The sequence below is a fragment of the Streptomyces albidoflavus genome (genome assembly GCF_000719955.1).
GTDB classification, from domain to species: Bacteria; Actinomycetota; Actinomycetes; order Streptomycetales; family Streptomycetaceae; genus Streptomyces; species Streptomyces albidoflavus.
The window spans coordinates 31,628-57,988 of sequence record NZ_JOII01000031.1 but is presented as its reverse complement, the minus strand read 5'-3'; the positions used below and the strand labels follow the sequence as shown (position 1 = coordinate 57,988).

At 74.3% G+C, this 26,361-nt stretch carries 23 protein-coding genes; 14 read left to right on the top strand and 9 right to left on the bottom strand.

Features of this window, described 5'->3' with window-relative positions:
- Positions 1-14: 14 nt before the first annotated feature.
- The gene (locus IF45_RS0125380; protein ID WP_030309780.1) at positions 15-1,259 is read left to right on the top strand and encodes an RNA-guided endonuclease InsQ/TnpB family protein; all 1,245 of its coding nucleotides are present in this window, start codon (positions 15-17) and stop codon (positions 1,257-1,259) included.
- Positions 1,260-1,272: 13 nt separating this feature from the next.
- On the opposite strand, the gene IF45_RS0125375 is transcribed toward IF45_RS0125380, so the two are convergent.
- Both IF45_RS0125375 and IF45_RS0125370 read right to left on the bottom strand, forming a co-directional pair.
- Positions 1,273-2,997: an acyclic terpene utilization AtuA family protein gene (locus IF45_RS0125375; protein WP_030309777.1), complete on the bottom strand. Its 1,725-nt coding sequence runs from the start codon at positions 2,995-2,997 to the stop codon at positions 1,273-1,275.
- Positions 2,994-3,791, bottom strand: a complete 798-nt coding sequence (locus IF45_RS0125370; protein ID WP_030309775.1) for a TIGR03084 family metal-binding protein — start codon at positions 3,789-3,791, stop codon at positions 2,994-2,996. Before IF45_RS0125370 ends, IF45_RS0125375 begins: the two co-directional genes overlap by 4 nt.
- A 283-nt stretch (positions 3,792-4,074) precedes the next feature.
- Between IF45_RS0125370 and IF45_RS0125365 the strand changes: the two genes are divergently transcribed.
- Positions 4,075-5,337, top strand: a complete 1,263-nt coding sequence (locus tag IF45_RS0125365; protein WP_030309774.1) for an RICIN domain-containing protein — start codon at positions 4,075-4,077, stop codon at positions 5,335-5,337.
- Positions 5,338-5,365: 28 nt separating this feature from the next.
- Here the strand turns inward: IF45_RS0125365 and IF45_RS0125360 are convergent, their stop codons facing one another.
- Positions 5,366-5,962 (bottom strand): TIGR03086 family metal-binding protein, encoded by a 597-nt coding sequence (locus IF45_RS0125360; RefSeq protein ID WP_010643277.1) that lies wholly within the window; start codon positions 5,960-5,962, stop codon positions 5,366-5,368.
- Positions 5,963-6,285: 323 nt separating this feature from the next.
- Entirely contained in the window at positions 6,286-7,284 is a 999-nt protein-coding gene (locus tag IF45_RS0125355) for an EamA family transporter (RefSeq protein WP_030309773.1), read from the bottom strand.
- 187 nt (positions 7,285-7,471) lie between these two features.
- Between IF45_RS0125355 and IF45_RS0125350 the strand changes: the two genes are divergently transcribed.
- Together IF45_RS0125350 and IF45_RS0125345 are read left to right on the top strand one after the other, a co-directional pair.
- Positions 7,472-8,350: a LysR family transcriptional regulator gene (locus tag IF45_RS0125350; protein ID WP_008404051.1), complete on the top strand. Its 879-nt coding sequence runs from the start codon at positions 7,472-7,474 to the stop codon at positions 8,348-8,350.
- 78 nt (positions 8,351-8,428) lie between these two features.
- A complete protein-coding gene (locus IF45_RS0125345) occupies positions 8,429-8,884 on the top strand; it encodes a PH domain-containing protein (protein WP_003950064.1) in 456 nt (151 codons plus the stop codon).
- A gap of 56 nt (positions 8,885-8,940) precedes the next feature.
- Here IF45_RS0125345 and IF45_RS0125340 read toward each other — a convergent pair whose 3' ends face one another.
- The gene (locus IF45_RS0125340) at positions 8,941-11,772 is read right to left on the bottom strand and encodes an FAD-binding and (Fe-S)-binding domain-containing protein (protein WP_030309771.1); all 2,832 of its coding nucleotides are present in this window, start codon (positions 11,770-11,772) and stop codon (positions 8,941-8,943) included.
- A 518-nt stretch (positions 11,773-12,290) separates the two neighbouring features.
- Between IF45_RS0125340 and IF45_RS0125335 the strand changes: the two genes are divergently transcribed.
- From IF45_RS0125335 to serC, 7 genes are all read left to right on the top strand, one after another.
- Positions 12,291-13,931 (top strand): sensor histidine kinase, encoded by a 1,641-nt coding sequence (locus IF45_RS0125335; RefSeq protein ID WP_003950062.1) that lies wholly within the window; start codon positions 12,291-12,293, stop codon positions 13,929-13,931.
- Positions 13,928-14,344 carry a roadblock/LC7 domain-containing protein gene (locus tag IF45_RS0125330; RefSeq protein WP_003950061.1) on the top strand — a complete coding sequence of 139 codons (417 nt, stop codon included), beginning with the start codon at positions 13,928-13,930 and terminating at the stop codon, positions 14,342-14,344. The genes IF45_RS0125335 and IF45_RS0125330 overlap by 4 nt, the downstream gene beginning before the upstream one ends.
- Positions 14,344-14,697 (top strand): DUF742 domain-containing protein, encoded by a 354-nt coding sequence (locus IF45_RS0125325; protein WP_030309766.1) that lies wholly within the window; start codon positions 14,344-14,346, stop codon positions 14,695-14,697. The genes IF45_RS0125330 and IF45_RS0125325 overlap by 1 nt, the downstream gene beginning before the upstream one ends.
- Positions 14,678-15,337, top strand: coding sequence for a GTP-binding protein (locus IF45_RS0125320; RefSeq protein ID WP_008404062.1), 660 nt, complete (start codon positions 14,678-14,680; stop codon positions 15,335-15,337). Before IF45_RS0125325 ends, IF45_RS0125320 begins: the two co-directional genes overlap by 20 nt.
- Positions 15,334-16,680: a cytochrome P450 gene (locus IF45_RS0125315; protein WP_030309764.1), complete on the top strand. Its 1,347-nt coding sequence runs from the start codon at positions 15,334-15,336 to the stop codon at positions 16,678-16,680. The genes IF45_RS0125320 and IF45_RS0125315 overlap by 4 nt, the downstream gene beginning before the upstream one ends.
- A gap of 97 nt (positions 16,681-16,777) precedes the next feature.
- On the top strand, positions 16,778-18,079 hold the full coding sequence (locus IF45_RS0125310; RefSeq protein WP_030309762.1) for a cytochrome P450 family protein: 1,302 nt from the start codon (positions 16,778-16,780) through the stop codon (positions 18,077-18,079).
- Between the two features lie 123 nt (positions 18,080-18,202).
- Positions 18,203-19,321: a phosphoserine transaminase gene (gene serC / locus IF45_RS0125305; protein WP_008404070.1), complete on the top strand. Its 1,119-nt coding sequence runs from the start codon at positions 18,203-18,205 to the stop codon at positions 19,319-19,321.
- Between the two features lie 85 nt (positions 19,322-19,406).
- On the opposite strand, the gene IF45_RS0125300 is transcribed toward serC, so the two are convergent.
- From IF45_RS0125300 to IF45_RS0125290, 3 genes are all read right to left on the bottom strand, one after another.
- Positions 19,407-20,375 (bottom strand): pyridoxal-phosphate dependent enzyme, encoded by a 969-nt coding sequence (locus IF45_RS0125300; RefSeq protein ID WP_003950055.1) that lies wholly within the window; start codon positions 20,373-20,375, stop codon positions 19,407-19,409.
- 103 nt (positions 20,376-20,478) lie between these two features.
- Positions 20,479-21,363: an ABC transporter permease gene (locus IF45_RS0125295; RefSeq protein WP_010643292.1), complete on the bottom strand. Its 885-nt coding sequence runs from the start codon at positions 21,361-21,363 to the stop codon at positions 20,479-20,481.
- Positions 21,360-22,451: a daunorubicin resistance protein DrrA family ABC transporter ATP-binding protein gene (locus IF45_RS0125290; protein ID WP_030309760.1), complete on the bottom strand. Its 1,092-nt coding sequence runs from the start codon at positions 22,449-22,451 to the stop codon at positions 21,360-21,362. The genes IF45_RS0125295 and IF45_RS0125290 overlap by 4 nt, the downstream gene beginning before the upstream one ends.
- Positions 22,452-22,573: 122 nt before the next feature.
- Between IF45_RS0125290 and IF45_RS0125285 the strand changes: the two genes are divergently transcribed.
- Complete coding sequence (locus IF45_RS0125285) at positions 22,574-23,374, top strand: TetR/AcrR family transcriptional regulator (RefSeq protein ID WP_003950052.1); 801 nt, start codon at positions 22,574-22,576, stop codon at positions 23,372-23,374.
- Positions 23,375-23,386: 12 nt separating this feature from the next.
- On the opposite strand, the gene IF45_RS0125280 is transcribed toward IF45_RS0125285, so the two are convergent.
- Complete coding sequence (locus IF45_RS0125280; RefSeq protein ID WP_030309758.1) at positions 23,387-24,433, bottom strand: hypothetical protein; 1,047 nt, start codon at positions 24,431-24,433, stop codon at positions 23,387-23,389.
- Positions 24,434-24,537: 104 nt separating this feature from the next.
- Between IF45_RS0125280 and IF45_RS0125275 the strand changes: the two genes are divergently transcribed.
- Entirely contained in the window at positions 24,538-25,227 is a 690-nt protein-coding gene (locus tag IF45_RS0125275) for a GDSL-type esterase/lipase family protein (RefSeq protein WP_003950050.1), read from the top strand.
- A gap of 217 nt (positions 25,228-25,444) precedes the next feature.
- Complete coding sequence (locus tag IF45_RS0125270; RefSeq protein ID WP_030309755.1) at positions 25,445-26,320, top strand: nitroreductase/quinone reductase family protein; 876 nt, start codon at positions 25,445-25,447, stop codon at positions 26,318-26,320.
- Positions 26,321-26,361: the final 41 nt, after the last annotated feature.

Here is a 26,361-nt window from a genome sequence, read left to right as displayed (position 1 = left end):
GGTAAAGTGGTGTCATGGCGACACGGGAAAAGGTTTCGGGGGATGCTGGGCACGCCCGGTACACCTACCGACTCCGCGTGTCGTCGACTGCCTGCACGGGCCTGATGGCCGAGTGGGCGCGCTGCCGGTGGGTGTGGAACGAGTGCGTGGCCATGTCCCGCGAGGTCCACACCGCGAACCGCGACGCGGCTGAGAAGGCGACGTGCGGTCCGGCGCGGCTGGACAAGATGCTGACCGAGGCCCGGACCGCGATGTCGTGGCTGCGTGAGGGCGCGTCGGTGCCGCAGCAGCAGACCATCCGCGACTTCGCGAAGTCCCGCGCCAAAGCGTTGAAGGACATCAAGGCGAAGCTTCCGGTACGGCAGCGTGCAGGGATGCCCCGGATCAAGCGCAAGCATGACGCGCTGCCCACGCTGAACTACACGCAGCGCGGATTCCGGCTGAAGGACGGCCGCCTGCACGTCGCGGGCGGCATCGCACTGACGGTCGTCTGGTCCCGCGACCTCCCGGCCCCGCCCACCAGCGTGCGCGTCTACCAAGACAGCCTCGGGCACTGGTACGCGTCGTTCGTCGTCGCCACCGAAGCCCAGCCGCTCCCGGCCACGGGGCGCGTGCTCGGCGTGGACTGGGGCGTCAAGGAGACCGCCACCACCACAAGCGACGCGCACGACCTCCCACACACCGAGCACGGCAAGCGTGCGGCTCAGCGCCTCGCCCGCTACCAGCGGATGATGGCCCGCCGCCGCCCCGCGCGCGGGCAGGCAGCCTCCAAGGGCTACCGCGAAGCGCAGCGGCAGACCGCGAAGGTGCACAAGAAGGTGGCCCGGCAACGCCAGGACGCCGCCCGCAAGTGGGCCAAACGCATCGTGACCGACCACGACGCCATCGCCGTCGAGGGCTTCCGCCCGAAGTTCCTCGCGAAGACCACCATGGCCCGCAAAGCCGCTGACGCGGCGATCGGTGCCACGAAGACGGCCCTGATCGAGATGGGCCGCAAGCACAGACGGGACATCCGTCTCGTGCATCCCGCGCACACCACCATGGACTGCGCGTCGTGCGGAGCGAGAACCAAGCACGCACTTCCTCTTTCGGAACGTACCTACACCTGCACCGCATGCGGAGTCGTATCCCCCAGGGACAAGAACTCCGCCCGCGTGATGCTGGTCCGGGCTGGTCTCAACCCGGCTGGTGCTGATCGTGTAAGAGCTGGCGGACCGCTGGTCCCCAGCCAACGTGAGCCAGGAATCCCCGTCCTTTAGGGCGGGGAGGATGTCAATGCGGTACCTCCTGGCTGAGGACGGCTTCGGGGATGTCGAGGTGGCGGGCGCGCAGCCACTCCCCGACCCCCTTGGCCTGCGGGTCGAACCGGGCCTGCGCGGCGACCCCGTCACCGAGCAGCCCGTCGACATGGAAGTTGACGGCGTACAGCGCGGGCAGCGCGTACCGCGTGACCGCCAAGCCGGCCGTCTCCGGCAGCAGTTCGCGCAGCCGCTCGACGGTCAGCGTGTGCACCAGCCAGCGGTACGCCCGCTCGTCGCGCACCCAGACGCCGATGTTGGCGCTGCCGCCCTTGTCGCCGCTGCGGGCCCCGGCGACGGTGCCGAGCGGCAGGCGGCGGGCCGGGCCGGGCGGCAGCGGCTCCGGCAGCTCCGGTTCCGCGGCCGGGGCGAGGGCACGGGTGCGTTCCGGCTCGGGCACGGTCACGCGCTCCCCGTCCGGCAGCACGGCGGTGTGCGTCACCTGGTCCCGCTCCACCGGAACCGCCTCGAACACCCCGTACGGGGAGCCCTTGCCGGGCGGCGCGGTGAGGTGGAACCCGGGGTACCCGGCGAGCGCCAGCTCCACGGCGGCCCCGCTCACGACCCGCCCCACCTTCTCCGCCTCCGGGTCCCGGACCACCAGCCGCAGCAGCGCGCTGGCGGTCTCCTCGGTGGCGGCGTCCTCGTGGTCGGTACGGGCCAGCTCCCAGCGGACCTCCTTGGGCCCCGCGGCGGCGAGGGCATCCCCCAGCTGCGCCTTGACCAGCTCCGCCTTGGCCTCGATGGCGAGCCCGGTCAGCACGAAGACGACCTCGTTGCGCCACCCGCCGAGCCGGGTCAGCCCGGCCTTGAGGGTGGGCGGCGGGGCCTCACCGCGTACGCCCTCGACGCGGACCCGGTCGGGGCCCTGTTGGCCGAGGCGGACGGTGTCGAGGCGGGCGGTGACGTCCGGGCCCGCGTACCGGGGGCCGCTCGTCTCGTAGAGGAGCTGGGCGGTGGCGGTGCCGACGGTGACGACGCCGCCGGTGCCGGGGTGTTTGGTGAGGACGCTGCTGCCGTCGGCGTGGATCTCGGCGAGCGGGAAGCCGGGGCGGCGCAGGAGGGCCGGGTCGTGGTCGGTGAAGAAGGCGTAGTTGCCGCCGGTGGCCTGGGTGCCGCACTCCAGCAGGTGCCCGGCGACGACGGCCCCGGCGAGCTGGTCGTGGTCGTCCGGGCTCCAGCCGAAGTGGGCGGCGGCGGGCCCGGAGACGAGGGCGGCGTCGGTGACCCGCCCGGTGACGACCACGTCGGCGCCCGCCTCCAGACAGGCGGCGATGCCGAACCCGCCGAGGTAGGCGTTGGCGGTCAGCACCCCCTCGCCCCAGCCGCCGGGCCGGTGCAGCAGATCGTCCCCCTCGACGTGCGCGACCCGCGTGGGCAGGCCGAGCGTCTTCGCCAGCTCCCTGATCCGGTCGGCCAGTCCGGCCGGGTTCAGGCCGCCCGCGTTGGTGACGACGCGCACCCCGCGCTCGTGGGCGAGGCCCAGGCACTGCTCCAGCTGGCGCAGGTGGGTGCGGGCGTAGCCGCGCTCCGGGTCGGCGAGGCGGTCGCGGCCGAGGATGAGGAGGGTGAGTTCGGCGAGGTAGTCGCCGGTCAGCACGTCGAGCGGCCCGTCGGACAGCATCTCGCGCAGCGCGTCGAACCGGTCGCCGTAGAACCCGGAGGCGTTGCCGATCCGCAGCGGCGCCGGGGCGCTCACGCCGCCTCCCCGCGCGGGGCGCGCGGCGTGCCGGGCGGCCCGGCGAACGCCTGCGCCAGGTCCAGCCACCGCTCCGCGTCCGGCCCTTCGGCCCGCACGGCGAGGTCGTCGCGGTGGGCACGGCGGGTGACGAGCAGGCAGAAGTCCAGCGCCGGGCCGGTGACCCGCTGGGGCGCGTCCTCGGGCCCGTACGTCCAGAGCACGCCCCCGTCCGGCGGCGTCAGCTCGATGCGGAACGGGACCTCGGGCGCCGCCGTCCCGTTCATCGCGTAGGCGAAGTCCCTTGTCCGCCAGCCGAGTCGGGCGATGTGGCGGAGCCGGGCGGTGGGCTCGCGGCGTACGCCGAGGGCGTCGGCCACGTCCTGGCCGTGCGCCCAGGTCTCCATCAGCCGGGCCGTCGCCATCGACGGCACACTCATCGGCGGCCCGTACCAGGGCACCCGGGTCCCCGGCCCGACCGCGCGCAGGGCGGCGTCCAGCGCGGCCCGGTCGGCGCGCCACCCGGCGAGCAGTGCGGCGGTCGGCTGCGCGGCCCCGGCCTCGGCGCCCTCGTCCACGAAGGTGAACGGCCGGGCAGCCGCCTCGGCCAGGTGGGCGTCGAAGGCGGCGGGGTCGGTGAGGGCGGTCAGCGCCGCCCGGTCGGTCCAGGCCAGATGGGCGATCTGGTGCGCGACGGCCCACCCTTCGGCAGGCGTCACCGCCTTCCACTCGGCATCACTCAACTCGGCCACCAGCGCGTCGAGTTCCTCACTCTCGGCAGCCAGGTCGTCCAGTACGGGCAGGGGATCGGACACGGCTCGTTCCTCCCGGGCACGGCGGGCAGTGCGGCGTGGTCGGAGCATGGCAGCGCGAGAAGAAACAAGCAAGCGTGCTTGCAGGTTTTTTCGCGGGGCAGCCACGGAGAACAGGCCATTCCGCCCTCCGCGACCACCCCTTGGCCGATTCGGCCGTCGCACCGCCCTGCCCACCCGCACTAGGTTCACTCGGGCTCACCACCGGACCGGCCGACCACCGGACCGGACCCGCGCCCGCACGCGGGTGACCTGTCCGAGCACCACACCGAGGGGGAAACGCACGATGCCGCACACCACACCCACCAGCCGCTTACGCAGAGGTCTCCTCGCCCTCACCGCCGCAGCCGTCTCCACGACCGCCGCCCTGGGCTTCGCCGCCGCACCGGCCGCCGCCGGGACGCCGTCGCCCGGCGTCGCAGCGGGCCAGGCCGAACTGGGCGAGACCTGTACCGCCGCCGACCTCGGCAAGCGCCACGCCTTCGTCAAGAGCGCCGAAGTCGCCCCGGCCATCACCCACTTCAAGGGCTGGTACGTCACCGACGGCTCGCTGGGCTCGCAGACCGTCGAAACCACCACGCAGACCGTCATCGAGGTGTCGGTCGGCCAGAAGACCTCCCTCAACGCCGGTTTCGACGTGGAGGCCCTCAATGAGGCGGGGGCCTCGGTGGGCCTGGAGGTGCAGATGAAGTCGACCTCCACCGGCACCACCGCGAAGAAGATCACCTGGGACTTCCAGAAGCCCGGCTACTACGGCCTCTACCAGGGCACGAAGAAGGTCACCGGGACCTACGGCAGCCTCAACTGCAACCGGGTCGACCTCGGCGACGGCACCTGGGGCCTGCGCTGGGTCGAGGCCGCCGACCGGGGCAGCTACACCACGTACACCACGCTCGAAGAGGGCGCGGTGCGCTGCGAGGACGTGGTGCCGGCCGACAGCATCATGCGCAAGGCGCAGGACCTCCTCGACTGCGACCCGGCCGCCACCGGGCCGCGCCGGGCACCGGCGGCGAAGGAGGCGGCGGCAGCCCTACCGGCGAAGGCCGCCCAGGAGCGGACGGACCGGACGGACCGCACCGCCGGCACCCGGGCGGCGCTCACCTGCGCCGAGGGCTACTACAAGATCGGCACGCCCGACGGGTCCCTCTTCTGGACCGCGCCGCCCCTCCTCCAGGGCGACACCGTCCAGCTGAAGCCCTCCACGATCTTCAGCCTCAACCTGGACCAGTGGCAGATGTGCGACGCGCCCGAGGAGAACGGCATCGTGGAGCGGGTCTTCGTCAACCGCTCCAGCAACAAGTGCCTGGCCGTCGCGGAACCGACCGCCGGCGACGAGGGCGCGCCCCTCGTGCAGACCGACTGCCGGACCGACAACCTCCAGCGCTTCCACCTCTACCGCGACGTCCCCGGCTCCGACCGGGTCGGCGTCCAGAACAAGCACACCGGCTACATGGCCGGCCACGACCGGCACGCCGAGAACCAGCCCGTCCGCCAGTACAGCAGCGGCCGGCAGGACGGCTCCGGCACGTACATCCTGGTGCGGGCCTGACCCACCGCCGGACGCGCCCGGCGCCGCCTCAGGGCGTCCACGCCGGGTCGCGTCCGCTCAGGCCGATGACCTGGTCCAGCAGGGACGCGTTCTCGTCCACCTCGACCGGCGGCCCGAACATGCCGCCGGCCTCCTCGCCGGACTCGGCGGCCGCCGACAGCATGGTGTACGCGACCTCCAGGTCCACCGGTTCGGGGGCGTAGGGCTGGCCGGTGGCGCGGGCCAGGTCCCAGCCGTGGACGACGAGTTCGTTGAGGGCGACCACCCCCGCGTCCGCGGCCGGGAAGGTCACCCCGCCCGCCTGCGTCATGCCGTCCCACGCGCCCGGGCTGCGCCAGGCGGCCGGCAGCTCGGTCAGCCGCGCGGCCAGCACCGGGCGCCAGTCCTCACCGATGTCCGGAAGGCTCGCCCCCGGGTCGGTGTCCGTGGTCGGCCCCACGTGCTTCAGGGCCGCGTCCCGGAAGGCGAGGCTGAGCCCGCTGAGATGGCCGAGCACGTTCCGTACCGCGTAGTCGGGGCAGGGCGTCGGGTCGTCGAGCTGCTCCGGGGTCACCCGGTCGACCAGGGCGGCGACCGCCATGGCGGCGGGTCCGAGGTCGGGGAGACTGTCATCGGTCGTGGTCATGGCGCACTTCCTCTCTCTCCTGTCCATGGTGACGGGGCGAAGGGCGGAGGCCGTCGGTGACGCGCGGGGGCCGCCTCTTCCGGTACCGACACGCCCAGGCTCCCGCAGCCGGACCCGCCGCGTACCCTCGCGCTTCCCGGCGAAGGCGCATCCCGCACCTCGGGGAATGTCCGATCCGTTCCATCCGCGTGGAAGGAGTTCGGTTTCACCGCGCCCGAGGTCGGCGTCGGGCGGGCGCTCGACATCGCCAGAGCCGAGGGAATTCCCTTGCCCGAGTAGTCGGAGCTTCTTCCGGTGCGCCTGTTCGCCGTCCGCTCCCGGCCTCAGGCGCCGCCCGAGGCCACCGGCTCGCCCTTCGCGGGCTTGGGGCGCCGCCCGACCTGGGTGCGGACCGCGCCGAAGCTGGCGCCGATGACCAGGGCGATGGCGACGGCCTGGACGGCGGTGAGGGCCTGGCTGAGGATGAGGAAGCCGGCGAGGGAGGCGATGGCCGGCTCCAGGCTCATCATGACGGCGAAGGTGGAGGCGGGGAGCCTGCGCAGGGCGATGAGTTCCAGGGTGTAGGGGAGCACCGAGGAGAGCAGGGCGACGCCCGCGCCGAGGGCGAGGGTGACCGGGTCGAGCAGGGCGCTCCCCGCGTCGGCCACCCCGAACGGCAGTACCAGCACGGCGGCGACGACCAGCGCCAGCGCCAGCCCGTCGGCCTGCGGGAAGCGGCGGCCCGTACCGGCGCTGAACAGGATGTACGCCGCCCAGCAGGCGCCCGCGCCGAGGGCGAAGGCGACCCCGGCGAGGTCCAGGCCGCCGAAGCCGCTGCCGCCGAGCAGGAAGACCCCGGCGAGGGCGAGCAGCGCCCACAGGACGTTGATCAGGCGGCGGGAGGCGAGGACGGAGAGGGCGAGCGGGCCCAGCACCTCCAGGGTGACGGCGGGGCCGAGCGGGATGCGGTCGACGGACTGGTAGAAGAGGGCGTTCATGCCGGCCATGGCCGTGCCGAAGGCGAGGACCGTGCCCCAGTCGGCGCGGGTGTAGCCGCGCACCGAGGGGCGGCAGACGGCCATCATGACGAGGGCGGCGACGGCGAGCCGGATCGAGACGACGCCGAGCGCGCCCGCCTTCGGCATCAGCGTCACCGCGAGCGCCCCGCCGAACTGCACGGAGAGCCCGCCGGCGAGGACCAGCCCGACCGGGCCGAGCGAGCCCCGGCCCCCGGCGCCCCGGCGGCGCTTCACGCCGACCGCTCCGGCCGCCTCCGGTGTGCTGACGGCGGCCCCCGCCGCCACCGCCTTGGCCGCGACCGCGTCCGTCCTCTGCCCGCTCACTGGCTGTTCCGCCTTCCGTCCGTCCGAACCCACGCCGCGACGACAGTACGCCGCACTGCACCGCCGGGTCCAAGGAGTTGTACCGCGCTCACGCCCGCTCCCTGGCGACCCGCGCACGCCACCCCACGCTACGCACCTCCGCGCGCCCGGTGAAATGCCTCCTGCACAGCCGTTATGCTCCCCAGGCATGAGCCCTGCGCGTACCCGTCGCGACCTGGAACTCCGTCACCTCCGCTGCTTCCTCGCCATCGCCGAGGAGCGCAACATCACCCGGGCCGCGGCCCGCCTCGGCCTCACCCAGCCCGCCGCCTCCCGCACCCTCGCCACCCTGGAGGCCGCCCTCGGCGTACGCCTCGTGGACCGCTCCACCCACCACCTCACGCTCACCGCGGCGGGCGAGACCTTCCGGGTGCGGGCCGCCGCGGCCGTCACCGCCTTCGGCGACGCCCTCGACGTCGGGCGCGCGGAGGCCCGCCCGCTGCGGCTGGGCCACTCCTGGTCGGCGGCGGGCCGGTTCACCACCCCGCTGCTGCGCCGCTGGCGCCGCGCCCACCCGGACGTACCGCTGGAACTCCTGCGCCACGACGACCGCACCGCCGGGATCGCCTCCGGCTCGACCGACGCGGCGCTGCTGCGCGGGCCCGTCGACTCCCCCGGCCTGGTCGCGGTCACCCTCTTCACCGAGGACCGGGTGGCGGCCGTGCCCTCGGACAGCCCGCTCGCGGACCGGCCCGCACTAGTCCTGGCCAACCTCGCCCCGTACCCGGTAGCCCTCAACCCGGTCTCCGGCACCACCACGCTCGCGCTCTGGCCCGCCGCCACCCGCCCGACCCGCGCCCTGACCGTCGCCAACACCGACGACTGGCTCGCCGTCATCGCCGCCGACCGCGCCGTGGGCGTCACCAGCGCCGCCACCCCGGGCATGCACCCCCACCCCGGCGTCACCTTCGTCCCCCTCACCGACGCACCCCCACTCCCGGTCAGCCTCGCCTGGCCGGACCGCACCACCCACCCGGCTCTCCCGGCACTGGTGAGGCTGGCGCAGGAGATCACGGCGGGGGCGTGAGGGAGCCGGACACCTCAGGCATGTGCGTCGTGCTGCCAGGCCGGTCGTGGTGTTCACGGACATGGCTAGCATCGCGTCGTGCCTGACATACGGATCGGCTACAACTCCGCGGACCGTCGGAGGCTGTGGTGGCGGAACGCCCTCGTGACGCTGGCGGTGGCCGGTGTGACGGCAGCGATCCTGACCACGCGCGGACCGGGCAGGTGGTGGTGGGCCGGCGGCCTCGGCGTCCTCGCCGTGGTCGCCTTCGTCAGCACGGCCAACCAGATCCATGGCCGGGTCCACCTGACCGCGAGGGGGCTGGAGTTCCGCACCTGGGTCAGCAGGCGGGTCGTCCCCTGGAACGAGGTCGCCGGCATCGAGACCCGGGAGCGAGTGACCCGGAGCGGAATCTGGTCCGAGCTACGGGTCGTCAGGGTGCGCGGCCGGACTCTCACGCTCCCGGGGACGGCCACCAACCGGCTACTGGATGCGGAACTCGACCGGAAGCTGGTGGCCGTCCGTGCGTGTTGGTCCCGCGCGGTCGGCGGCTGACAGGGCTCAGCGGGTACGGGCAGCCGATTCTGGGGACGCGCGGGGCCGGGCCGTGCTCAGGTGCGGCCCTCCACCCCCTCCGCCAGCACCTCCGCCAGATGCCTCGGCCGCGCCTCGCTCAACTGCGTGAGCTGCGTACGGCAGGAGTAGCCGTCGGTGAGGACAACGGCGTCGGTGGGGGCGGCGGCCAGGGCGGGGAGGAGTTGGTCCTCGGCGCAGGCGACGGAGACCTCGTAGTGGCCTTGTTCGTAGCCGAAGTTGCCGGCGAGGCCGCAGCAGCCGCCGGTGAGGGTGCCGGTGAGGCCGGCGCGTTCGCGCAGGGTGCGGTCGGCCTCGGTGTCGAGGACGGCGTGCTGGTGGCAGTGGGTCTGGCCGGTGACGGGGCGGTCGAGGCGGGGTGGCCGGTAGTCGGCGCCGAGGAGGGTCTGGGCGAAGGTGCGGACGCGGGCGGCGAGGCGGTGGGCGCGCGGGTCGTCCGGGTGGAGTTCGGGCAGGTCGGTGGCGAGGGCGGCGGCGCAGCTCGGTTCGAGGACGGTGAGCGGGGTGGTGTCGTCCGGGTCGAGGAGCCCTTCGCGTTCCAGGGTGTCGAGGGTGCGGCGCTGGATCTTGCGGGCGGCGTCGAGCTGGCCGGTGGAGACGTAGGTGAGGCCGCAGCAGACGCGGCCCTTCGGGGTGCGGGGGGTCAGTCCGGCGTCGTCGAGGACGCGGCGGGCGGCGGCCTCGACGGAGGGGGTGAGGTGGGTGGTGAAGGTGTCGGGGAAGAGGAGGACGGGGTCGCCGTCGCGCCGGCCGGGGGTGGTGCGGGCGCGGCGGCGCTCGGCGGGGCCGGCCAGCGGCGGGATGGGGCGTTGGGGGGCGATCCCGGCGAGGTACTTGGCGGCGGTGGCGAGCGGGCCGATCCTGGCGGCGGCGTTGAGGAGTGGGGCGGCGGGCGCGGCGAGGCGGAGCCAGCGGGGCAGGCGGCCCAGCGCGTAGTGGGCGCGGGGGCGCAGGCGGCCGTCGTAGTGGTGGTGGAGGAACTCGGCCTTGTAGGTGGCCATGTCGACGCCGACGGGGCAGTCGCTGCGGCAGCCCTTGCAGGAGAGGCAGAGGTCGAGGGCGTCGCGGACCTCGGGTGAGCGCCAGCCGTCGGTGACGAGGCCGCCGCGGGTGCCGGCCAGCATCTCGTGGAGGAGGCGGGCGCGGCCCCGGGTGGAGTGTTCCTCCTCGCCGGTGGCGCGGAAGGAGGGGCACATGACGGCGGGGCCGGAGACCGTCTCCGTACGGCATTTGGCGACGCCGACGCAGCGGCGGACGGCCGCCGAGAAGTCGCCGTCGTCGTGGGGGTAGGCGAAGGCGGTGTCGACGCGGGTGGTGGGGAGGACGGCGAAGCGGAGGTCGGCGTCGAGGGGGGCGGGGCGGACGAGGACGCCGGGGTTGAGGGCGCCGTCCGGGTCCCAGACGTCCTTGGCGTCGCCGAAGAGGCGGACCAGGTCGTCGCCGTAGAGGGCGGGGAGGAGTTCGGCGCGGGCCATGCCGTCGCCGTGCTCGCCGGAGAGGGAGCCGCCGTGCCGGACGACGAGCGCGGCCAGTTCCTCGGAGAAGCGCCGGAAGCGGCCGACGCCGTCGGGGGTGAGCAGGTCGAAGTCGATGCGGACGTGGATGCAGCCGTCGCCGAAGTGCCCGTACGGGGTGCCGCGCAGCCCGTGGTCGGCGAGCAGGGCACGGAAGTCGCGCAGGTACGCGCCGAGCCGGGCGGGCGGCACCGCGCAGTCCTCCCAGCCGGGCCACGCCTCGGAGCCGTCGGGCATCCGGGTGGCGGTGCCGGAGGCGTCCTCGCGGACCCGCCAGAGGGCGCGCTGGCCGGCGGGGTCGTCGACGACGAGGCTGTCGGTGGCGTCGGCGGCCCGCGCCAGCGCCTCGGCGTCGCGGCGGGCCTCGGCGCGGGTGGCGCCGCCGGTCTCCACGAAGAGCCAGGCGCCGCCCCGGGGCAGGCCGCGCGGGTCGGGGACGAGGTCGGCGGCCATCCCCTCGACGGTGAGCGGGGCGTAGGGCAGCAGGCCGGGGGCGGCTTCGGCGGCGGCGGACTCGTCGGCGTAGCCGAGGACGGCCAGCGCGCGGGCGGGCGGGGCCTCGACCAGGCGGACGGTGGCCTCGGTGACCAGGCCGAGGGTGCCCTCGGTGCCGCAGAAGAAGCGGGGCAGGTCGGCGCCGCGTTCGGGGAGCAGGGCGTCCAGGGCGTAGCCGGAGATGCGGCGCGGCAGTTCGGGGTAGCCGGTGCGGAGCAGGGCGAGGTGGCCGTGGACGAGGTCGCGCAGGCCGTCGGGGGCTCCGGTCCAGTCGCCCGGGGTGAGGTGGTGGGCGGTGCCCCGGTAGGTACGGACGTCGAGGGCGTGGACGTTGTCGGCGGTCGTCCCCCAGGCGACCGAGTGGGAGCCGCAGGAGTTGTTGCCGATCATCCCGCCGAGGGTGCAGCGGCTGTGCGTGGAGGGGTCGGGGCCGAAGGTGAGGCCGTGCGGGGCGGCGGCGTCGCGGAGCCGGTCGAGGATCAGGCCGGGCTGGACGCGGGCGGTGCGTGCCTCGGGGTCGAGGGCGAGCAGGCCGTTCATGTGCCGGGTGAAGTCGAGGACGACGCCGGTGCCGGTGGCCTGCCCGGCGATGGAGGTGCCCGCGCCCCGGGCGACCACGGGCACGCCGTACTCCCGGCAGACCGCGAGGGTGGCGGCCACGTCGTCGGCGTCGCGCGGGGCGACCGTGCCGAGCGGCACGCGCCGGTAGTTGGAGGCGTCCATGGTGTTCAGGGCGCGGGCGGTGACGGAGAAGTCGGCCTCGCCGGCGATCCCGGCGGCCAGCGCACGGGCCAGGTCGGTGCGGAGGACCTGTTCGGGGGTGGGGGCGGGGTGCGGCATGGGCGGTCCTCGGTCGGGTGCGGCCTGGGCGGGCGCGGGCGGGCGGTCCCGGAGGACCGTCACCCCCGCCCCCACGGTACGCACCGGGCCGCCGCGCGTCCGGGTGGCGTGACGCGGTGTCAGCGCCGGTTCCGGGCGGGTGGTTCGCCGCCGAGGAGGGGCGGCCGTTTCCGGCCGGGGCGTCCGGCGGCCGTCCCCAGGACGCGCGTCCGCGTGACCGACGTCACATCACGGAGCGCAAACGGAAACCCGCCCCCACGGTCCGAAAAACCGCCATACAGCGGAATTGATCATTCGCGAACCGTCACCATCCCGATCCCCGTCGCTCAAGATCTTCCCAAATCGCACACGAACCCTCTTATAGTTGCCGCGAGTTACGGGGAGTCAGCCATTCCGGGCAGCGTCGGACGCGTCCGGGCGGCCGTCACGCCCCGCAGCCGTACAGCCTGTTCGCATCGGCCCCGGGCGCTGACCACGTCCCAGGCCGCCGCCTCCACGCGTCCATGAGGACCCGATTGATGACAGCGACCACCCCCCTCACGCGTTCGGGGACGGAGCGGTTGCCGCTTCGTCCCGCCGTGCGGGCCCTGCTCGTCTCCGTGCTCGTCACCGGGGTGCTCGGCACCGCCTTCGTCCTCTCCGCGCCACCGTCGGTGCGCACGCCGCTGGCGTGGTGCACCGCGGCCGGGGCCCTGCTGCTCTGCGTCGCCGCGGTCACCGTCGCCCGGTACGTGCAGGTCGCCGAGGCGCTGCGCGAGCGGCTCGGCTCGCTCGGCGAGGAGGTGGCCCGGGGCGACCAGGAACGGGTCCGCCTGACCGGCGAGAACACCCGCCTCACCGAGGAGCGGCGCCGCGCGCTGGCCGAACGGGACGCCGCGCTGGCCTCGTTCGCCAACGCCGCCGGGCGCATGCAGGCCCTCTCCACCGGGATGCTCGCCGACCTGCGGGCCATGCAGGAGCGCCACAGCGACGAGGACGTCCTCGCCGACCTCTTCCACCTCGACCACCGCACCGCCCAGGCCGGCCGCCTCGCCGACTCCGTCGCCGTGCTCTCCGGCGCCCGTTCGGGCCGCCGCTGGGCCCGGCCGATCGTCATGGAGTCGATCCTGCGCGGCGCGCTCGGCCGGATCAGCGGCTACCAGCGGGTGCGCACCCACGCCGCCAGCGACGTCCACGTCGCCGGGCACGCCGCCGAGGGCGTCATGCACGTCCTCGCCGAACTCCTCGACAACGCCACGACGTTCTCGCCGCCCAACGCCGAGGTCCACGTCTACGCGGAGGAGGTCCCGGCCGGGCTCATCGTCTCCGTCGAGGACGCGGGCCTGGTCATGAGCGAGGTGCAGCTGCGCCGCGCCGAGTCCGCCGTCTCCGGCACCACCGATCTCGCCTCGCTCTCCGGCACCCGAATGGGCCTTGCCGTCGTCGGCCGCCTCGCCCGCAAGCACGGGCTGAAGGTCTCCTTCCGCCCCTCGGCCCGCGGCGGCACCGGCGTCCTGGTGCTCCTCCCGCAGGACCTCCTCTCCCGCCCCACGCAGGCGGCGGGCCCCACGGCCACCGTCGCCTCCCCCGAGGCACGCGAGCACCCCTTCGCCGGGCTCCCGGCCGCCCCGGCCCCGGCCGCGCCCCCCGTGCCCGCGCCCGCCGCCGAGGCCGAGACCGCCGTACTCCCGGCCGCGCCCGCCGCGAAGGAGCCGGCCACCGCCCCGGCCGGTGACCCGGACCCGTACGACTCCGGTACCTTCCGGACCGTGCCGTACGACCCGGCGGCGTACCGGGGCGGCCGTGAGGACGGGCCCGGCGCGCACACCCGTCCGGCCGCCGACGCGGAGCCCGGCGAGACGCCCGACGGGCACGCCCGCACCCCGCTGCCCTCCCGCCGCGAAGCCCGTACGGGCCGCACGGCCGAGGCGCGGCCCCGTACCGAGTCCCCCTCATCGGCCACCGGCACCACCCCCGGGGCCACCGGGTCCGGCCCCGCCGGACTCCCCAAGCGGCGGCGCGGCCAGACCCTGGCGGCGGCACACCCGGAGGGGGCCCCCGCCTCCCCGGGCGCGGCCCCCGACCCGGTCGACGCCCGACTGCGGGCTGCCCGGTTCAGCAGCTTCCGCAACGCCGTCCGCCCGACCGACCCGACCCCGGAAGGCAATGAGTCCCCATGACCGGCACCACCACCGACGAGAAGCTCAACTGGCTGCTGGAGAAGCTCCTTGAGCGCACTCCCGGCGCCCGCCACGCCCTCGTCCTCTCCCGCGACGGCCTGAAGCTGTGCCGTACGCCCGAACTCTCCGTCGACCAGGCCGACCAGCTCGCCGCCATCGCCGCGGGCATCCAGAGCCTGTCGCACGGCGCCTCCGTGGAGTTCGGCGACGGCTCCGGCGGGGTCCGGTCGGCGATGGCCGAGTTCTACGGCGGGGTGCTCTTCATCGTGGAGGCCGGTGACGGCGCGCACCTCGCGGTCGTCGCCGACGAGGACGGCGACCCCGGTCTGGTCGGGCACAACATGAGCGAACTGGTGGAGCAGCTCGGCGAGCATCTGGCCGCCGAACCGCGGGCCACCGAGGCCACCACCTGATGGGCAGGCCGGGCCGCGACGACGCCCCCGACCGGCTGTTCACCCTGACCGGCGGCCGCAGCCGCGCCGACAGCGACGCCTTCGACCTGGTGACGCTGGTGGTGACGGAGACCGAGCCGACCTCCGGCATGCAGTCCGAACACCGGGCGATCCTCACCACCTGCCGCCGCCCCACGGCGGTGGTGGAGCTCGCGGCCGACCTGAAGCTGCCGATCTCGATCGTGCGGGTGCTGCTGACGGACCTGCTCGACCAGGGCCGGATCAGCGCCCGCCACCCCCGTTCCGCCGCGTCCCCCGGCGCGGTGGACCCCCGACTTCTGGAGCAGGTGCTCGTTGGACTCCGCAATCTCTGACGCGGCCGCGGACCCGGCCGCCGCCGGCCGGCCCGAGCGCGCGGCCCTCGCCGGCACCGCCGACAACGGGCTGAAGATCGTCGTCGTCGGCGGGTTCGGTGTCGGCAAGACCACCCTGGTCCGCTCGGTCAGCGAGATCCGTCCCCTCAACACCGAGGAGACGATGACCCGGGCGGGCGAGGAGGTCGACGACACGGCGGGCGTCGCCGCCAAGACCGCGACCACCGTCGCCTTCGACTTCGGCCGCATCACCCTCGACGCCCGCAACGTCCTCTACCTCTTCGGCGCCCCCGGCCAGGAGCGGTTCTGGTTCCTGTGGGACCGGCTCTTCTCCGGCACCCTCGGCGCCGTCGTCCTCGTCGACACCCGGCGCATCGCCGACTCCTGGTACGCCATCGACCGGCTGGAGCACCACGGCACGCCGTTCATCGTGGCCTGCAACGACTTCGGCGGGCCGCGCCACCGCGAGGCCGACATCCGCGAGGCCCTCGACCTGCACCCGCGCGTCCCCCTCATCCACTGCGACGCCCGCTCCCGCGACTCCGCCCGGGACGTGCTGATCGCCCTGGTGGAACACCTGCGGACGCTGTACACGTCCGGCGCGCGCCCCGCCGCCCCGGCACAGGAGGCCGTATCGTGACCCCGCCCGACACCCCGTCGGCCACCACCGACGCCCCCGAGGCCGCCGCCCCGGCCGCCCCCGCCACCGGCGGCTGCCCCGTCGCCCACGGCGCCGGCGGCGCCGAGCCCGCGCCGCTGCTGCTGGGCGGCGACCGCTTCCAGTCCGACCCGATCGGGCTCTACCGCGACCTGCGCCGCGACCACGGCCCCGTCGCCCCGGTCGTGCTGCCCGGCAAGCTGCCCGCCTGGCTGGTCATCGGCTACCGCGAACTGCACCAGGTCACCAGCGACCCGGTCCTCTACAGCCGCGACTCCGACCTGTGGAACCAGTGGGACCGGGTGCCGGAGAACTGGCCGCTGCTGCCGATGATCGGCAAGCAGGAGTCGATCCTCTACACCGTCGGCGAGCGCCACCGGCGCCGCGCCGCCGTCATGGAGGGCGGCCTGGAGGCGGTCGAGGCGCACGAACTGCGCGCCACCACCGAGCGGCTCGCCGACTCCCTCATCGACGACTTCTGCGGCAGCGGCGAAGCCGACGTCATCGCCGACTACGCGATGATGCTGCCCGCCCTCGTCCTCTTCCAGCTCTTCGGCCTGCCCGAGAGCGAGGGCCGGGGCCTGGCCCACGCCATCAACGACATGATCAACGGCGGTGAGCGCGCCCTCGCCGGGCAGCAGCACATCCGCGAGTGCGTCGGCCGGATGGTCGCCGACCTGCACGTCCACCCCCGCGACCACGTCACCAGCCGGATGCTGCGGCTCGGCGGGCACCTGCCCGGCGAGGACCGCGCGGTGATCACCGACGAGTTCAGCGCCGCCGAGATCATCCAGGACGTCCTGGTCATGGTGGTCGCCGGCCACCAGCCGACCGCCGACTGGATCGGCAACACGCTGCGGCTGATGCTGACCGACACCCGGTTCGCCGCCTCCCTCTTCGGCGGCCGCCACTCCATCGCGGAGGCGATGAACGAGGTTCTCTGGGAGGACACCCCGAGCCAGAACATCGCCGGCCGCTGGGCCACCCGCGACACCCACATCGGCGGCCGCCGCATCCGCGAGGGCGACCTGCTGATCCTCAGCTTCGCCGGGGCCAACTACGACCCGCTGGTCCGCACCGACCAGTCCGCGCTGACCGGCGGCAACAACGCCTTCTTCTCCTTCGGCCACGGGGAGCACCGCTGCCCGTTCCCGGCCCGGGAGATCGCCGAGATCGTCGCCCGCACCGCCATCGAGGTCATCCTCGACCGGCTGCCCGACATCGACCTGGCCGTCGCCGCCGAGGAGCTGACCCGCCGCCCCTCGCCGTGGCTGCGCGGCCTCACCCGGCTCCCGGTGCGCTTCACCCCGGTGCCCGCCGGCTGAGAGGCCGGGCCCCGGGCCGTACGACGCCGTGGGGGCCGGCCTCCCCCAGACTCCACCCCCCGCGACGCCGACCGACCCCCGCCCCTGGAGGCACCGCATGTCCCTGTCCGAGACGTCCGCCACCCAGACGCCCGCCACACCGCCTCCGGGCTGCCCGGCCCACGCCCACGGCGGCGTCGACCCCGAGGCGTACATCGCGCTCGACCCGCTCGTCCGCGACCTGGACGGGGAGAGCGCCCGGCTGCGGGCGGCGGGGCCGCTGGCCAAGGTCATGCTGATCGGGGACGTGCCGGTCTACTCCGTCACCCACCACGCCGAGGCCCGCAAGCTGCTCACCGACAGCCGGCTGGTCAAGGACATCAACCACTGGAACGCCTGGAACAACGGCGAGATCCCGGCCGACTGGCCGCTGATGGGCCTCGCCAACCCGGGCCGCTCCATGCTCACCGCCGACGGCCCCGAGCACCGGCGGCTGCGCAACTTCGTCGCCCAGGCGCTCACCGTGCGCCGGGTGCAGAAGCTCCGCCCGGGCATCGAGGCCCTCTGCGCACGGATGCTCGACACCATGGAGCAGGCCGCCGACGAGAACGGCGTGGTCGACCTCAAGGCCCACTACGCCCACCCGGTGCCGATGACGGTCATCACCGAGCTGTTCGGGATGCCCTCGCACCACATCCCACGGCTCAAGGAACTCTTCGACATCTTCTTCTCGACGGTCGTCCCGCGCGAGCAGGTGCCGCCGATGATGGCCGAACTGGACGACATCTTCCAGGCGTTCGTCCAGTCGAAACGGGACGAGCCGGGCGACGACCTGACCAGCGGCCTGCTGGAGGCGGCGGCCGACGGCGACACCCTCACCAACGAGGAGATCGTCAACACGCTGAAGATCATCGTCACCGCCGGCCACGAGACGACGATCAGCCTCATCGTCAACGCCGTCCGCGCCCTCTCCGCCCACCCCGAGCAGCGCGCCCGCGTGCTGGCCGGCGAGATCCCCTGGTCCCAGGTGATCGAGGAGACCCTGCGGTACAACACCCCGACCTCGCACCTGCTGATCCGCTTCCCCACCGAGGACATCGAGGTCGGCGACCAGATCCTGCCCAAGGGCGAGGGCCTGATCGTCTCGTTCTCCGCCATCGGCCGCGACGAGAACCAGCACGGCCCGACCGCCGGCGCGTTCGACGCCACCCGCGACCCGATCCGCCACATCGCCTTCGGCCACGGCCCGCACGTCTGCCCCGGCGCCTCCCTCTCCCGCGTCGAGGCCGAGGTCGCCCTCCCGGCGCTCTACGCCCGCTTCCCCGAGCTGACCCTCGCGGTCGACGACTCCGAGCTGCGCAACAAGCCGATCCTCACCCAGAACGACCTCTTCGACCTCCCGGTCCGCCTCCACGGCTGACCGGGCGCGTACGCGCGGGGACCGGCCCCAGGCCACACCGGGGGCCGGTCCACACCCCGGATACCCCGTCTCAGTCGTCGGACATTTCGCCGCGCCGTCCGCCGACGGGCTAGGCTCGCGCCCGTGGCTGAGATCCGGATTCCCGCTGACATCAAGCCCGCCGACGGTCGATTCGGCGCTGGCCCCTCCAAGGTGCGCACGGAGGCGCTCGACGCGCTCGCCGCCACCGGTACCTCCCTGCTGGGCACGTCCCACCGCCAGGCCCCGGTCAAGAACCTGGTCGGCCGGGTCCGCGAGGGCGTACGCGACCTGTTCTCCCTCCCCGAGGGGTACGAGGTGATCCTGGGCAACGGCGGCTCCACCGCCTTCTGGGACATCGCCACCCACGGCCTGATCGAGAACAAGTCCCAGCACCTCTCCTTCGGCGAGTTCTCCTCGAAGTTCGCCAAGGCCGCCAAGCTCGCCCCGTGGCTGGCCGAGCCGACCGTCATCTCCTCCGAGCCGGGTACGCACCCCGAGCCGCGCGCCGAGGCCGGCGTCGACGTCTACGGCCTCACCCACAACGAGACCTCCACCGGCGTCGCCGCCCCCATCAAGCGGGTCGCGGGCGCCGACGAGGGCTCCCTCGTCCTGGTCGACGCCACCTCCGGCGCGGGCGGCCTCCCGGTCGACATCACCGAGACCGACGTCTACTACTTCGCCCCGCAGAAGTCCTTCGCCTCCGACGGCGGCCTGTGGATCGGCGTCTTCTCCCCCGCCGCCCTGGAGCGCGCCCGCCGCGTCCACGCCTCCGGCCGCCACGTCCCCGAGTTCTTCTCGCTGCCGACCGCGATCGACAACTCCCTGAAGAACCAGACGTACAACACCCCGGCGCTCGCCACCCTCTTCCTCCTGGCCGAGCAGCTCGACTGGTTCAACGGCCAGGGCGGCCTGGACTGGGCCACCGCCCGCACCGCCGAGTCGGCCCGCACGCTCTACGGCTGGGCCGAGGACGTCAAGTACGCCGACCCGTTCGTCACCGACCCGGCCAAGCGCTCCTCGGTCATCGGCACCATCGACTTCACCGACGACATCGACGCCGCCGCCGTCGCCAAGGTCCTCCGCGCCAACGGCATCGTCGACACCGAGCCCTACCGCAAGCTCGGCCGCAACCAGCTCCGCGTCGCCATGTTCCCGGCCGTCGACCCGGCGGACGTGGCCGCGCTGACGAAGTGCGTGGACTACGTCATCGAGCAGCTCTGAGACCGGGGGCGGACCCCCGCCCCCGACCGCGCCTGAGGCCCGCGCCGTACGAACCGGCGCGGGCCTCAGGCGTGTACGGGCGGCCTCAGCGGGCGCACAGCTCCGCGAACCGCTCCACCGACACGTTCCCCCCGGAGAGGATCACCCCGACCCGGGGCGGCAGCGGGCCGAGGCGGCCGGCCAGGAGGGCGGCGAGCCCCGTGGCGCCACTGGGCTCCAGGACCGTCTTCAGGCGTTCGAAGGCGAAGACCATGGCGGTGCGGATCTCGTCGTCGGTGACGGTCTCGACGGCGTCGGCGAGGAGGCGGTTGACCTCGAAGGTGAGGGCGCCGGGGGTGGTGAGGGCCTGGCCGTCGGCGATGGTGCGCGGGACGGGCACGGTGACGCGCTCGCCGGCCGCCAGCGAACGGCGGGTGTCGTCGCCCGCCTCGGGCTCGACGCCGACGATCCGGGTCGCCGGGTACAGCCCCTTCGCCGCCGTGGCCGAACCGGCCATCAGCCCGCCGCCGCCCACCGGCATCACCAGCGCGCCCAGCTCCCCGACCTCCTCGACCAGCTCCAGCGCCGCCGTCCCCTGCCCGGCCATCACGTCCGGGTGGTCGTACGGCGGGATCACCGGCAGCCCCCGTTCGGCGGCCAGGGCGGCGCCGATCGCCTCGCGGTCGCCGGTGTACCGATCGTAGGTGACGACCTCGGCTCCGTACCCCTCGGTCGCCGCCCGCTTGGAGGCGGGGGCGTCCTCGGGCATCAGGATGACGGCGGTGGTGCCCAGTTCACGGGCGGCGAGCGCCACGGCCTGGGCGTGGTTGCCCGAGGAGTAGGCGGCGATGCCGCGGGCCCGCACCTCGGGGTCGAGGCGGGAGGCCGCGTGGTAGGCGCCCCGGATCTTGAAGGCGCCGATCCGCTGGAGGTTCTCGGCCTTGAGGTGGACCTCGGCGCCGACCAGCGCGTCCAGGGTCCGGGAGCGCAGCACGGGGGTGCGGTGCACGACGCCCTTGATGCGGTCGGCGGCGGCGCGTACGTCGTCCAGGGTGATGGGAAGCGAGGGGGTCACGGCTCTCCTCGGGTGGGGCGGACCGGCCGGCCCGGTAGGGATCGCTGAAGCGGACTGACCCTTACTCTAGGCAGCCGGCCGCCCCGCCGCACACACTTTCCGCTCAGCGGCTGAGCCGCTGGAACCGCCGCACCGCCAGCGGCAGGAAGACCGCCGTGATGACCAGCGGCCAGACGAAGGCCATCAGTTGGGCGTTCTGGCTGATCCAGGTGGCGTCCGCGCCGACCGGGTTGCCGAAGAGTTCCCGGGTGGCGCTCGCGGTGGACGAGATCGGGTTCCAGGCGGCGACGGCGCCGAGCCAGTCAGGCATGGTCGAGGGCGCCACGAAGACGCTGGAGACCATCGTGAGCGGGAAGGCCACGCCGTAGAGCCCGCCGGCCGCCTCCGGGCTCGGCATGAGCAGGCCGAGCCAGACGCCGATCCAGATCAGCGCGAACCGCAGCCACAGCAGCAGCCCGACGGCGCCGAGGAAGGCGAGGAGGCCGCCGTCGGAGCGCCAGCCCATCGCCAGGGCGGTGAGCAGGAGGATGGTCAGTTCGGCCGCGGCGATGATGACGTCGGTGACGCCGCGCCCGTTGACGAAGGCGGAGGGCGCCATCGGCATCGAGCGGAAGCGGTCGACGACGCCCTTGGTGGTGTCGGTGACGACGCCGGTGGCGGTGTTCATGAAGCCCATCGCCATCGTCATGACGAACATGCCGGGCATCAGGAAGTCCCGGTAGTCGGCCGAGCCGCCGCCGCCCGGCGGCTTCATGGCGCCGCCGAAGACGTAGCCGTAGAGGAGGACGGAGACGATCGGGAAGCCGAGCTGCCACAGGATGAAGCTGGGGCGGCGGGTGAAGTGGGTGAGGGAGCGGCGGACGACGTTCCAGGTGTCGGCGGCGGCCCAGTAGAGGCGGCTGTGGCGGTCGTCGGTGACGGTCAGGTCGACGGGGGCGGGGCGGTCGGCCGGGGTGGCGGGGGCCGCCGGGGTCGCGGTGGTCGTCATGGGCGCAGCGCCTTCTCGTCGGAGGGAGTGGTCGGGTCGGCGTCGGTGTCGGCCTCGGCGGCGCCCCGGCCGGTCAGGCGGAGGAAGACGTCGTCGAGGCTGGGGCGGCGCAGGCCGATGTCCTCGATGGCCGTGCCGCTCTCCTGGAGGGCGCGGGCGGCGCCGGTGAGGGCGGCGACACCGTCGGTGCCGGGGCCGACGGGGGCGTGGACGCGGCGGTCGGCGTGGTCGGTGTGCGGGGTGGCGCCGGTGGCCCGGGCCAGCGCCTCGGCGACGGCCGCCAGTCCGGACGGCTCGGCGGCGACCGCCTCCAGCCGCTCGCCGCCGACGGTGCGCTTGAGCCCGTCGGGGGTGTCGTCGGCGATGGCGCGGCCCCGGTCGATGACGGTGACGCGGGAGGCGAGCTTGTCGGCCTCGTCGAGGTACTGGGTGGTGAGCAGCACCGTGGTGCCGTCGGCGACCAGCGCCCGGACGGCGTCCCAGACCTCGCCCCGGCCGCGCGGGTCCAGCCCGGTGGTGGGCTCGTCCAGGAAGAGCACGTCGGGGGCGAGGATCATCGAGGCGGCCAGGTCCAGGCGGCGCCGCATGCCGCCGCTGTAGCCGCTCACGCCCTGGTCGGCGGCGGCCTCCAGGTCGAAGGAGGCGAGGAGTTCGGCGGCGCGGCGGCGGGCGCGGGCGCCGCCGAGGTGGAAGAGGCGGCCGAACATCTCCAGGTTCTGGCGGCCGGTGAGCAGTTCGTCCACGGCGGCGTACTGCCCGGCCAGCCCGATCCGGCGCCGGACGCCGCGCGGGTCGCGCCGTACGTCGGTGCCGGCGACGACGGCGGCGCCGGAGTCGAAGCGGATGAGGGTGGTCAGGGCGCGGACGGCGGTGGTCTTGCCGGCGCCGTTGGGGCCGAGCAGGCCGTGCACGGTGCCCCGGCGCACGGCGAGGTCGAGCCCGTCCAGGGCGCGCTTCTCGCCGCCGCCCTTGAGCGCGTACCGCTTGACCATGGAGCGGGCGAGGACGGCGTGGTCCGCGTCACCGGCGGGGGCGGGTGGCGCGGTGGGGGCCGGTTGCGTGGGCGGGGCGACGGGCGGCGGGGCCATGGAGTCTCCTCGGGCAGGCAGGACGAACAGCGGGGAGCCACACGGCCGCACCCACTGGGTACACCGTACCCGATTGCGCGTACGGTGTACCCAGAATTGCGGGACGGGCCTATCCTGAACCCATGGCGACCAGCGAGAACGGCAGCGGCAACGGCAGCGAGACCCCCGGCGGGACGCCCGCGAAGGCGGCCGGCACCCAGCGCAGCATGGAGCTGCTCTGGCACACCCAGGAGCGCCCGGCGCGCGGCCCGAAGCCCGCCCTCACCCTGGAGCGGATCGTCACCGCCGCCGTCACCCTCGCCGACACCGAGGGGCTCGACGCCCTCTCCATGCGCCGCCTCGCCACCGATCTCGGCACCGGCACGATGTCCCTCTACCGCTACGTCCCCGGCAAGCCCGAGCTGCTCGACCTGATGGTCGACCGCGTCCAGGGCGAGGCCAACGACGCCTCCCCCGCCGCCCCCGACGACGACTGGCGCGCCGCCGTGGGCATCCTGGCCCACGCCTACCTGCACCAGCTGCGCACCCACCCCTGGCTGCTCCAGCTCAACCAGGCCCGCACCGCACTGGGCCCCAACGCCGTCCGCGGCCTCGAACTGGCCTTGCGCCCGCTGCGCACCATGGGCCTGAGCGACCCCGAGACCATGGCGGTGCTGATCACCGTCAACAGCTACGTCGAGGGCCTGGCCCGCATGCACGTCAACGAGGCGGAGGCGGCCCGCGCCTCGGGCCTCACCGAGGAGGAGTTCTGGGGCGCCCAGCTCCCCTACCTCGCCGCCGCGATGAACAGCGGCGCCTACCCCCTGATGGCCTCCCTCTCCGAGGACACCTTCGGCCCCGGCTTCGACCACTTCGCCTTCGGCCTGGAACGCCTCGTCGCCGGCTTCGAGGCCCTGGTGGACGCCCGCCGCGCCGGGAAGTGACCGGCTGCGCGGCTACTTCGCCCCGCGCCGCCCCTTGCGCAGCCCGAGCCACACCAGCACCACAGCGCCGACCACGACCAGGCCGGCCGTACCGGTCGGCTTCCCGTCGCCACCGTCCGCCTCACCACCGCCCCCGGCCCCGTCCGCATCCCCGGCTCCGGGGGACTTCGTCCCCTCCGGCTCCTTCCCGCCGTCCCCCTCCCCGTCCCGCTTCTCCACATCGACCCGGACGACCCGGCTCCGCGTCCCCTCGGCCCCGTACATGAGCCCCGTCCCGTCGGCGGTGTACGTCACCGACTCGGACTGGCCGAGCAGCGGCGCCGAGAGCCGGCGCGGCTCGCCGAGGCTGCCGTCGCCCTTCCAGTCGTACGCCTTGGCGCCCAGGTAGGAGCGGAGGACCAGCTCGGAGCCGTCCGGGGAGAAGGCGCCGTCGGTCACCCAGTCGACGTCGGCGCCGGTCGGGCGGAAGACGTTGACGCCCTGGGCGGAGAGCTTCTCGGGGCCCGCGTAGAGGCGGCCGCCGCTCTGCTTCTTGGAGGCGAGGTAGACCCGCCCGGTCTTCGGGTGGACCATCAGCGCCTCGGCGTCGCGCGGCCCGTCCTCGTACTGGACGGTGAACTGGGTGGCGGCCACCGTCTGGTCCCGCAGTTCGGCTGGCTCGGGCAGCCGGTAGATCCAGACGTGGTCCCAGGTGCCGCCGAGGTTGTCGCCGATGTCGCCGACGTAGAGGTTGCCGTCGGGGCCGAGCGAGATCGCCTCGACGTCGCGCGGCTCGCCGACGCCGGTCATCGTCACCGTCGCCACGGTCTTCCCGGTGCGCGAGTCGACGGCGTAGAGGAAGGCGCCGTCGTCGCTGTCGTTGTGCGTCCAGTACACGCCCGGGTGACGCTTGCTGGCCGCCAGGCCGCTGGACTCGGTGATCCGCGGGTCCTCGATGACGAAGTCCTGGTCGGCCCCCGACGCCGCCGAGGCGGGCACGGCCGGGAGCAGCACCGCCCCGGCGGCGAGGACGGCGGCGGCCACCGGCCGGCGGCGGGCAGTGCGGGTACGGCGGCTCATGTCCCCAGTCTGCTACGTGCGCGGCCCTCCGGTGTCCCCGGGCCGGTCCCGCCGTGGCCGGGCTCACGTCCCAGGCCCCGGCCCGCTGGGGGATGATGCTGCCCATGCGCTTCCTCTTCGTCGGCGACTCCATGACGGTCGGCCGGGCCGGGGACTTCACCTGGCGCCACCGCATGTGGCAGCACCTGGAGAGGACCCTGGGCCCCGGCGCGTACACCATCACCGGCCCCCGCACCGGCCTGTACGCGGGCGACGAGGCCGACGCCTCGCAGGCGTACGCCGACCCGGAGTTCCCGCGCGCCGCCCGCCGCCACCTCGCCGGGTGGGGCGAGGGGTGGCGGCACATGGCCCCGCTGATCCAGCCGGTCGTCGCCACCACCCGCGCCGACGTGCTGCTCATCTCCCTCGGCCTGATAGACCTCGGTTTCTACGCGCACGCCGAGGAGACCGCCGAGCACGCCCGCACCTTCCTGACCCGCGCCCGCGCCGCCAAACCGGACGTGCGCGCCGTGATCCTGCCGGTCATCCCCAACGTCCGCGCCCGCACCGACCCCTTCTTCGCCGACGACTGCGCGCGCTTCAACACCCTCCTCGCCAAGGCCGTCGCCGACCTCGACCGCCCCGGCTCCCCGCTCCTGCTCGCCTCCCACCCGCCGGGCTACACCCTGGACGCCGACACCTACGACGGCACCCACCCCGGCCCCTCCGGCGAACACCGCATCGCCGCGGCCTTCGCGGACGGGCTGCACCAGGCGTGGGGCGTCGGAGGCCCGTACCGCGACCTGCCGGAATAGCCCATTCCGGCACAACTCGGTTGCACCGGGCGGTCGTTGGGCTAGGCTTGACCCCATGACTGCCGGGTCGGCCTCGCGCCGTTCACGAGTAGGGCACCCGGCCTCCGCTTGACGCGGAGGCGGGGACGAGCCCCGCCCTTCACCTTTCTCCACCCCGCCCGCCGCCGCGCACTCCCGCGCCGCGCGCCAGCTGAGCCAGGAGAAAGGCCCACCCTTCTTGACCACCACCACGACCACCGGCCCCGCCACGCCCGAACCCCACCCGGTCCACGCCTTCAACCAGGGCGTGATCGAGGAGTTCCGCGCCAACCAGGGCAAGGTCGGCGGCCCCTTCGAGGGCGGCCGCCTGCTCCTCATCACCACCACCGGCGCCCGCTCGGGCCGCCCGCACACCAACCCGGTCGGCTACCTGCCCGACGGGGACCGCCTCCTGATCATCGCCTCGGCGGGCGGCGGCCCGCACCACCCCGCCTGGTACCACAACCTTCTCGCGCACCCCGTCCTCACCGTCGAGGACGGCACCTTCACCTACGAGGCCCGCGCCGAGATCCTCACCGGCGAGGAACGCGACCGCCTCTACGCCCGCGCCGCCGAGGCCGACCCTGGCTGGGCCGAGTACCAGCGCAAGACCACCCGCACCATCCCCGTGGTCGCCCTCACCCGGACCGACGCCGGCCCGCCCGCCGACGGCGACCCGGCCGCCATGCTGCTCGCCGTCCACGACGCCTTCCGACGCGAACTGGGCATCGTACGAAGCGAGTTCGCCGCATCCGGCCCAACCCTCACGGCCCAGCTCAAGGTCAACTGCCTCACCGCCTGCGACGGCCTCCACTTCCACCACACCATGGAGGACCGGGGCCTGTTCCCCGCCATGGCCCAGCAGCACCCCGACCTGGCCCCGGCCCTCGACCGCCTCCGCGAGGAACACGAGACCGTCGCCACCCTGCTGACCACCCTCCGCACCACCCTCGACCGCACCGACACCACCCCGGCCGACCTCCTCCCGGACATCGACCGCCTCATCACCGACCTGGAGGCCCACCTGACATACGAGGAGAACATCCTGCTCCCCCTCCTCAGACCCACCACCTGACCAACCCACGCCACTCCCCGCCCCCACCCTCCCGGGACGGG

Excerpts from the sequence above, each read along its gene's own strand:
- IF45_RS0125380 (WP_030309780.1), top strand. The coding sequence starts at position 15 with ATGGCGACACGGGAAAAGGTTTCGGGGGATGCTGGGCACGCCCGGTAC.
- IF45_RS0125365 (WP_030309774.1), top strand. The coding sequence starts at position 4,075 with ATGCCGCACACCACACCCACCAGCCGCTTACGCAGAGGTCTCCTCGCC.
- IF45_RS0125360 (WP_010643277.1), bottom strand. The coding sequence starts at position 5,962 with ATGACCACGACCGATGACAGTCTCCCCGACCTCGGACCCGCCGCCATG.
- IF45_RS0125350 (WP_008404051.1), top strand. The coding sequence starts at position 7,472 with ATGAGCCCTGCGCGTACCCGTCGCGACCTGGAACTCCGTCACCTCCGC.
- IF45_RS0125340 (WP_030309771.1), bottom strand. The coding sequence starts at position 11,772 with ATGCCGCACCCCGCCCCCACCCCCGAACAGGTCCTCCGCACCGACCTG.
- IF45_RS0125335 (WP_003950062.1), top strand. The coding sequence starts at position 12,291 with ATGACAGCGACCACCCCCCTCACGCGTTCGGGGACGGAGCGGTTGCCG.
- IF45_RS0125330 (WP_003950061.1), top strand. The coding sequence starts at position 13,928 with ATGACCGGCACCACCACCGACGAGAAGCTCAACTGGCTGCTGGAGAAG.
- IF45_RS0125325 (WP_030309766.1), top strand. The coding sequence starts at position 14,344 with ATGGGCAGGCCGGGCCGCGACGACGCCCCCGACCGGCTGTTCACCCTG.
- IF45_RS0125310 (WP_030309762.1), top strand. The coding sequence starts at position 16,778 with ATGTCCCTGTCCGAGACGTCCGCCACCCAGACGCCCGCCACACCGCCT.
- IF45_RS0125295 (WP_010643292.1), bottom strand. The coding sequence starts at position 21,363 with ATGACGACCACCGCGACCCCGGCGGCCCCCGCCACCCCGGCCGACCGC.
- IF45_RS0125290 (WP_030309760.1), bottom strand. The coding sequence starts at position 22,451 with ATGGCCCCGCCGCCCGTCGCCCCGCCCACGCAACCGGCCCCCACCGCG.
- IF45_RS0125285 (WP_003950052.1), top strand. The coding sequence starts at position 22,574 with ATGGCGACCAGCGAGAACGGCAGCGGCAACGGCAGCGAGACCCCCGGC.
- IF45_RS0125280 (WP_030309758.1), bottom strand. The coding sequence starts at position 24,433 with ATGAGCCGCCGTACCCGCACTGCCCGCCGCCGGCCGGTGGCCGCCGCC.
- IF45_RS0125275 (WP_003950050.1), top strand. The coding sequence starts at position 24,538 with ATGCGCTTCCTCTTCGTCGGCGACTCCATGACGGTCGGCCGGGCCGGG.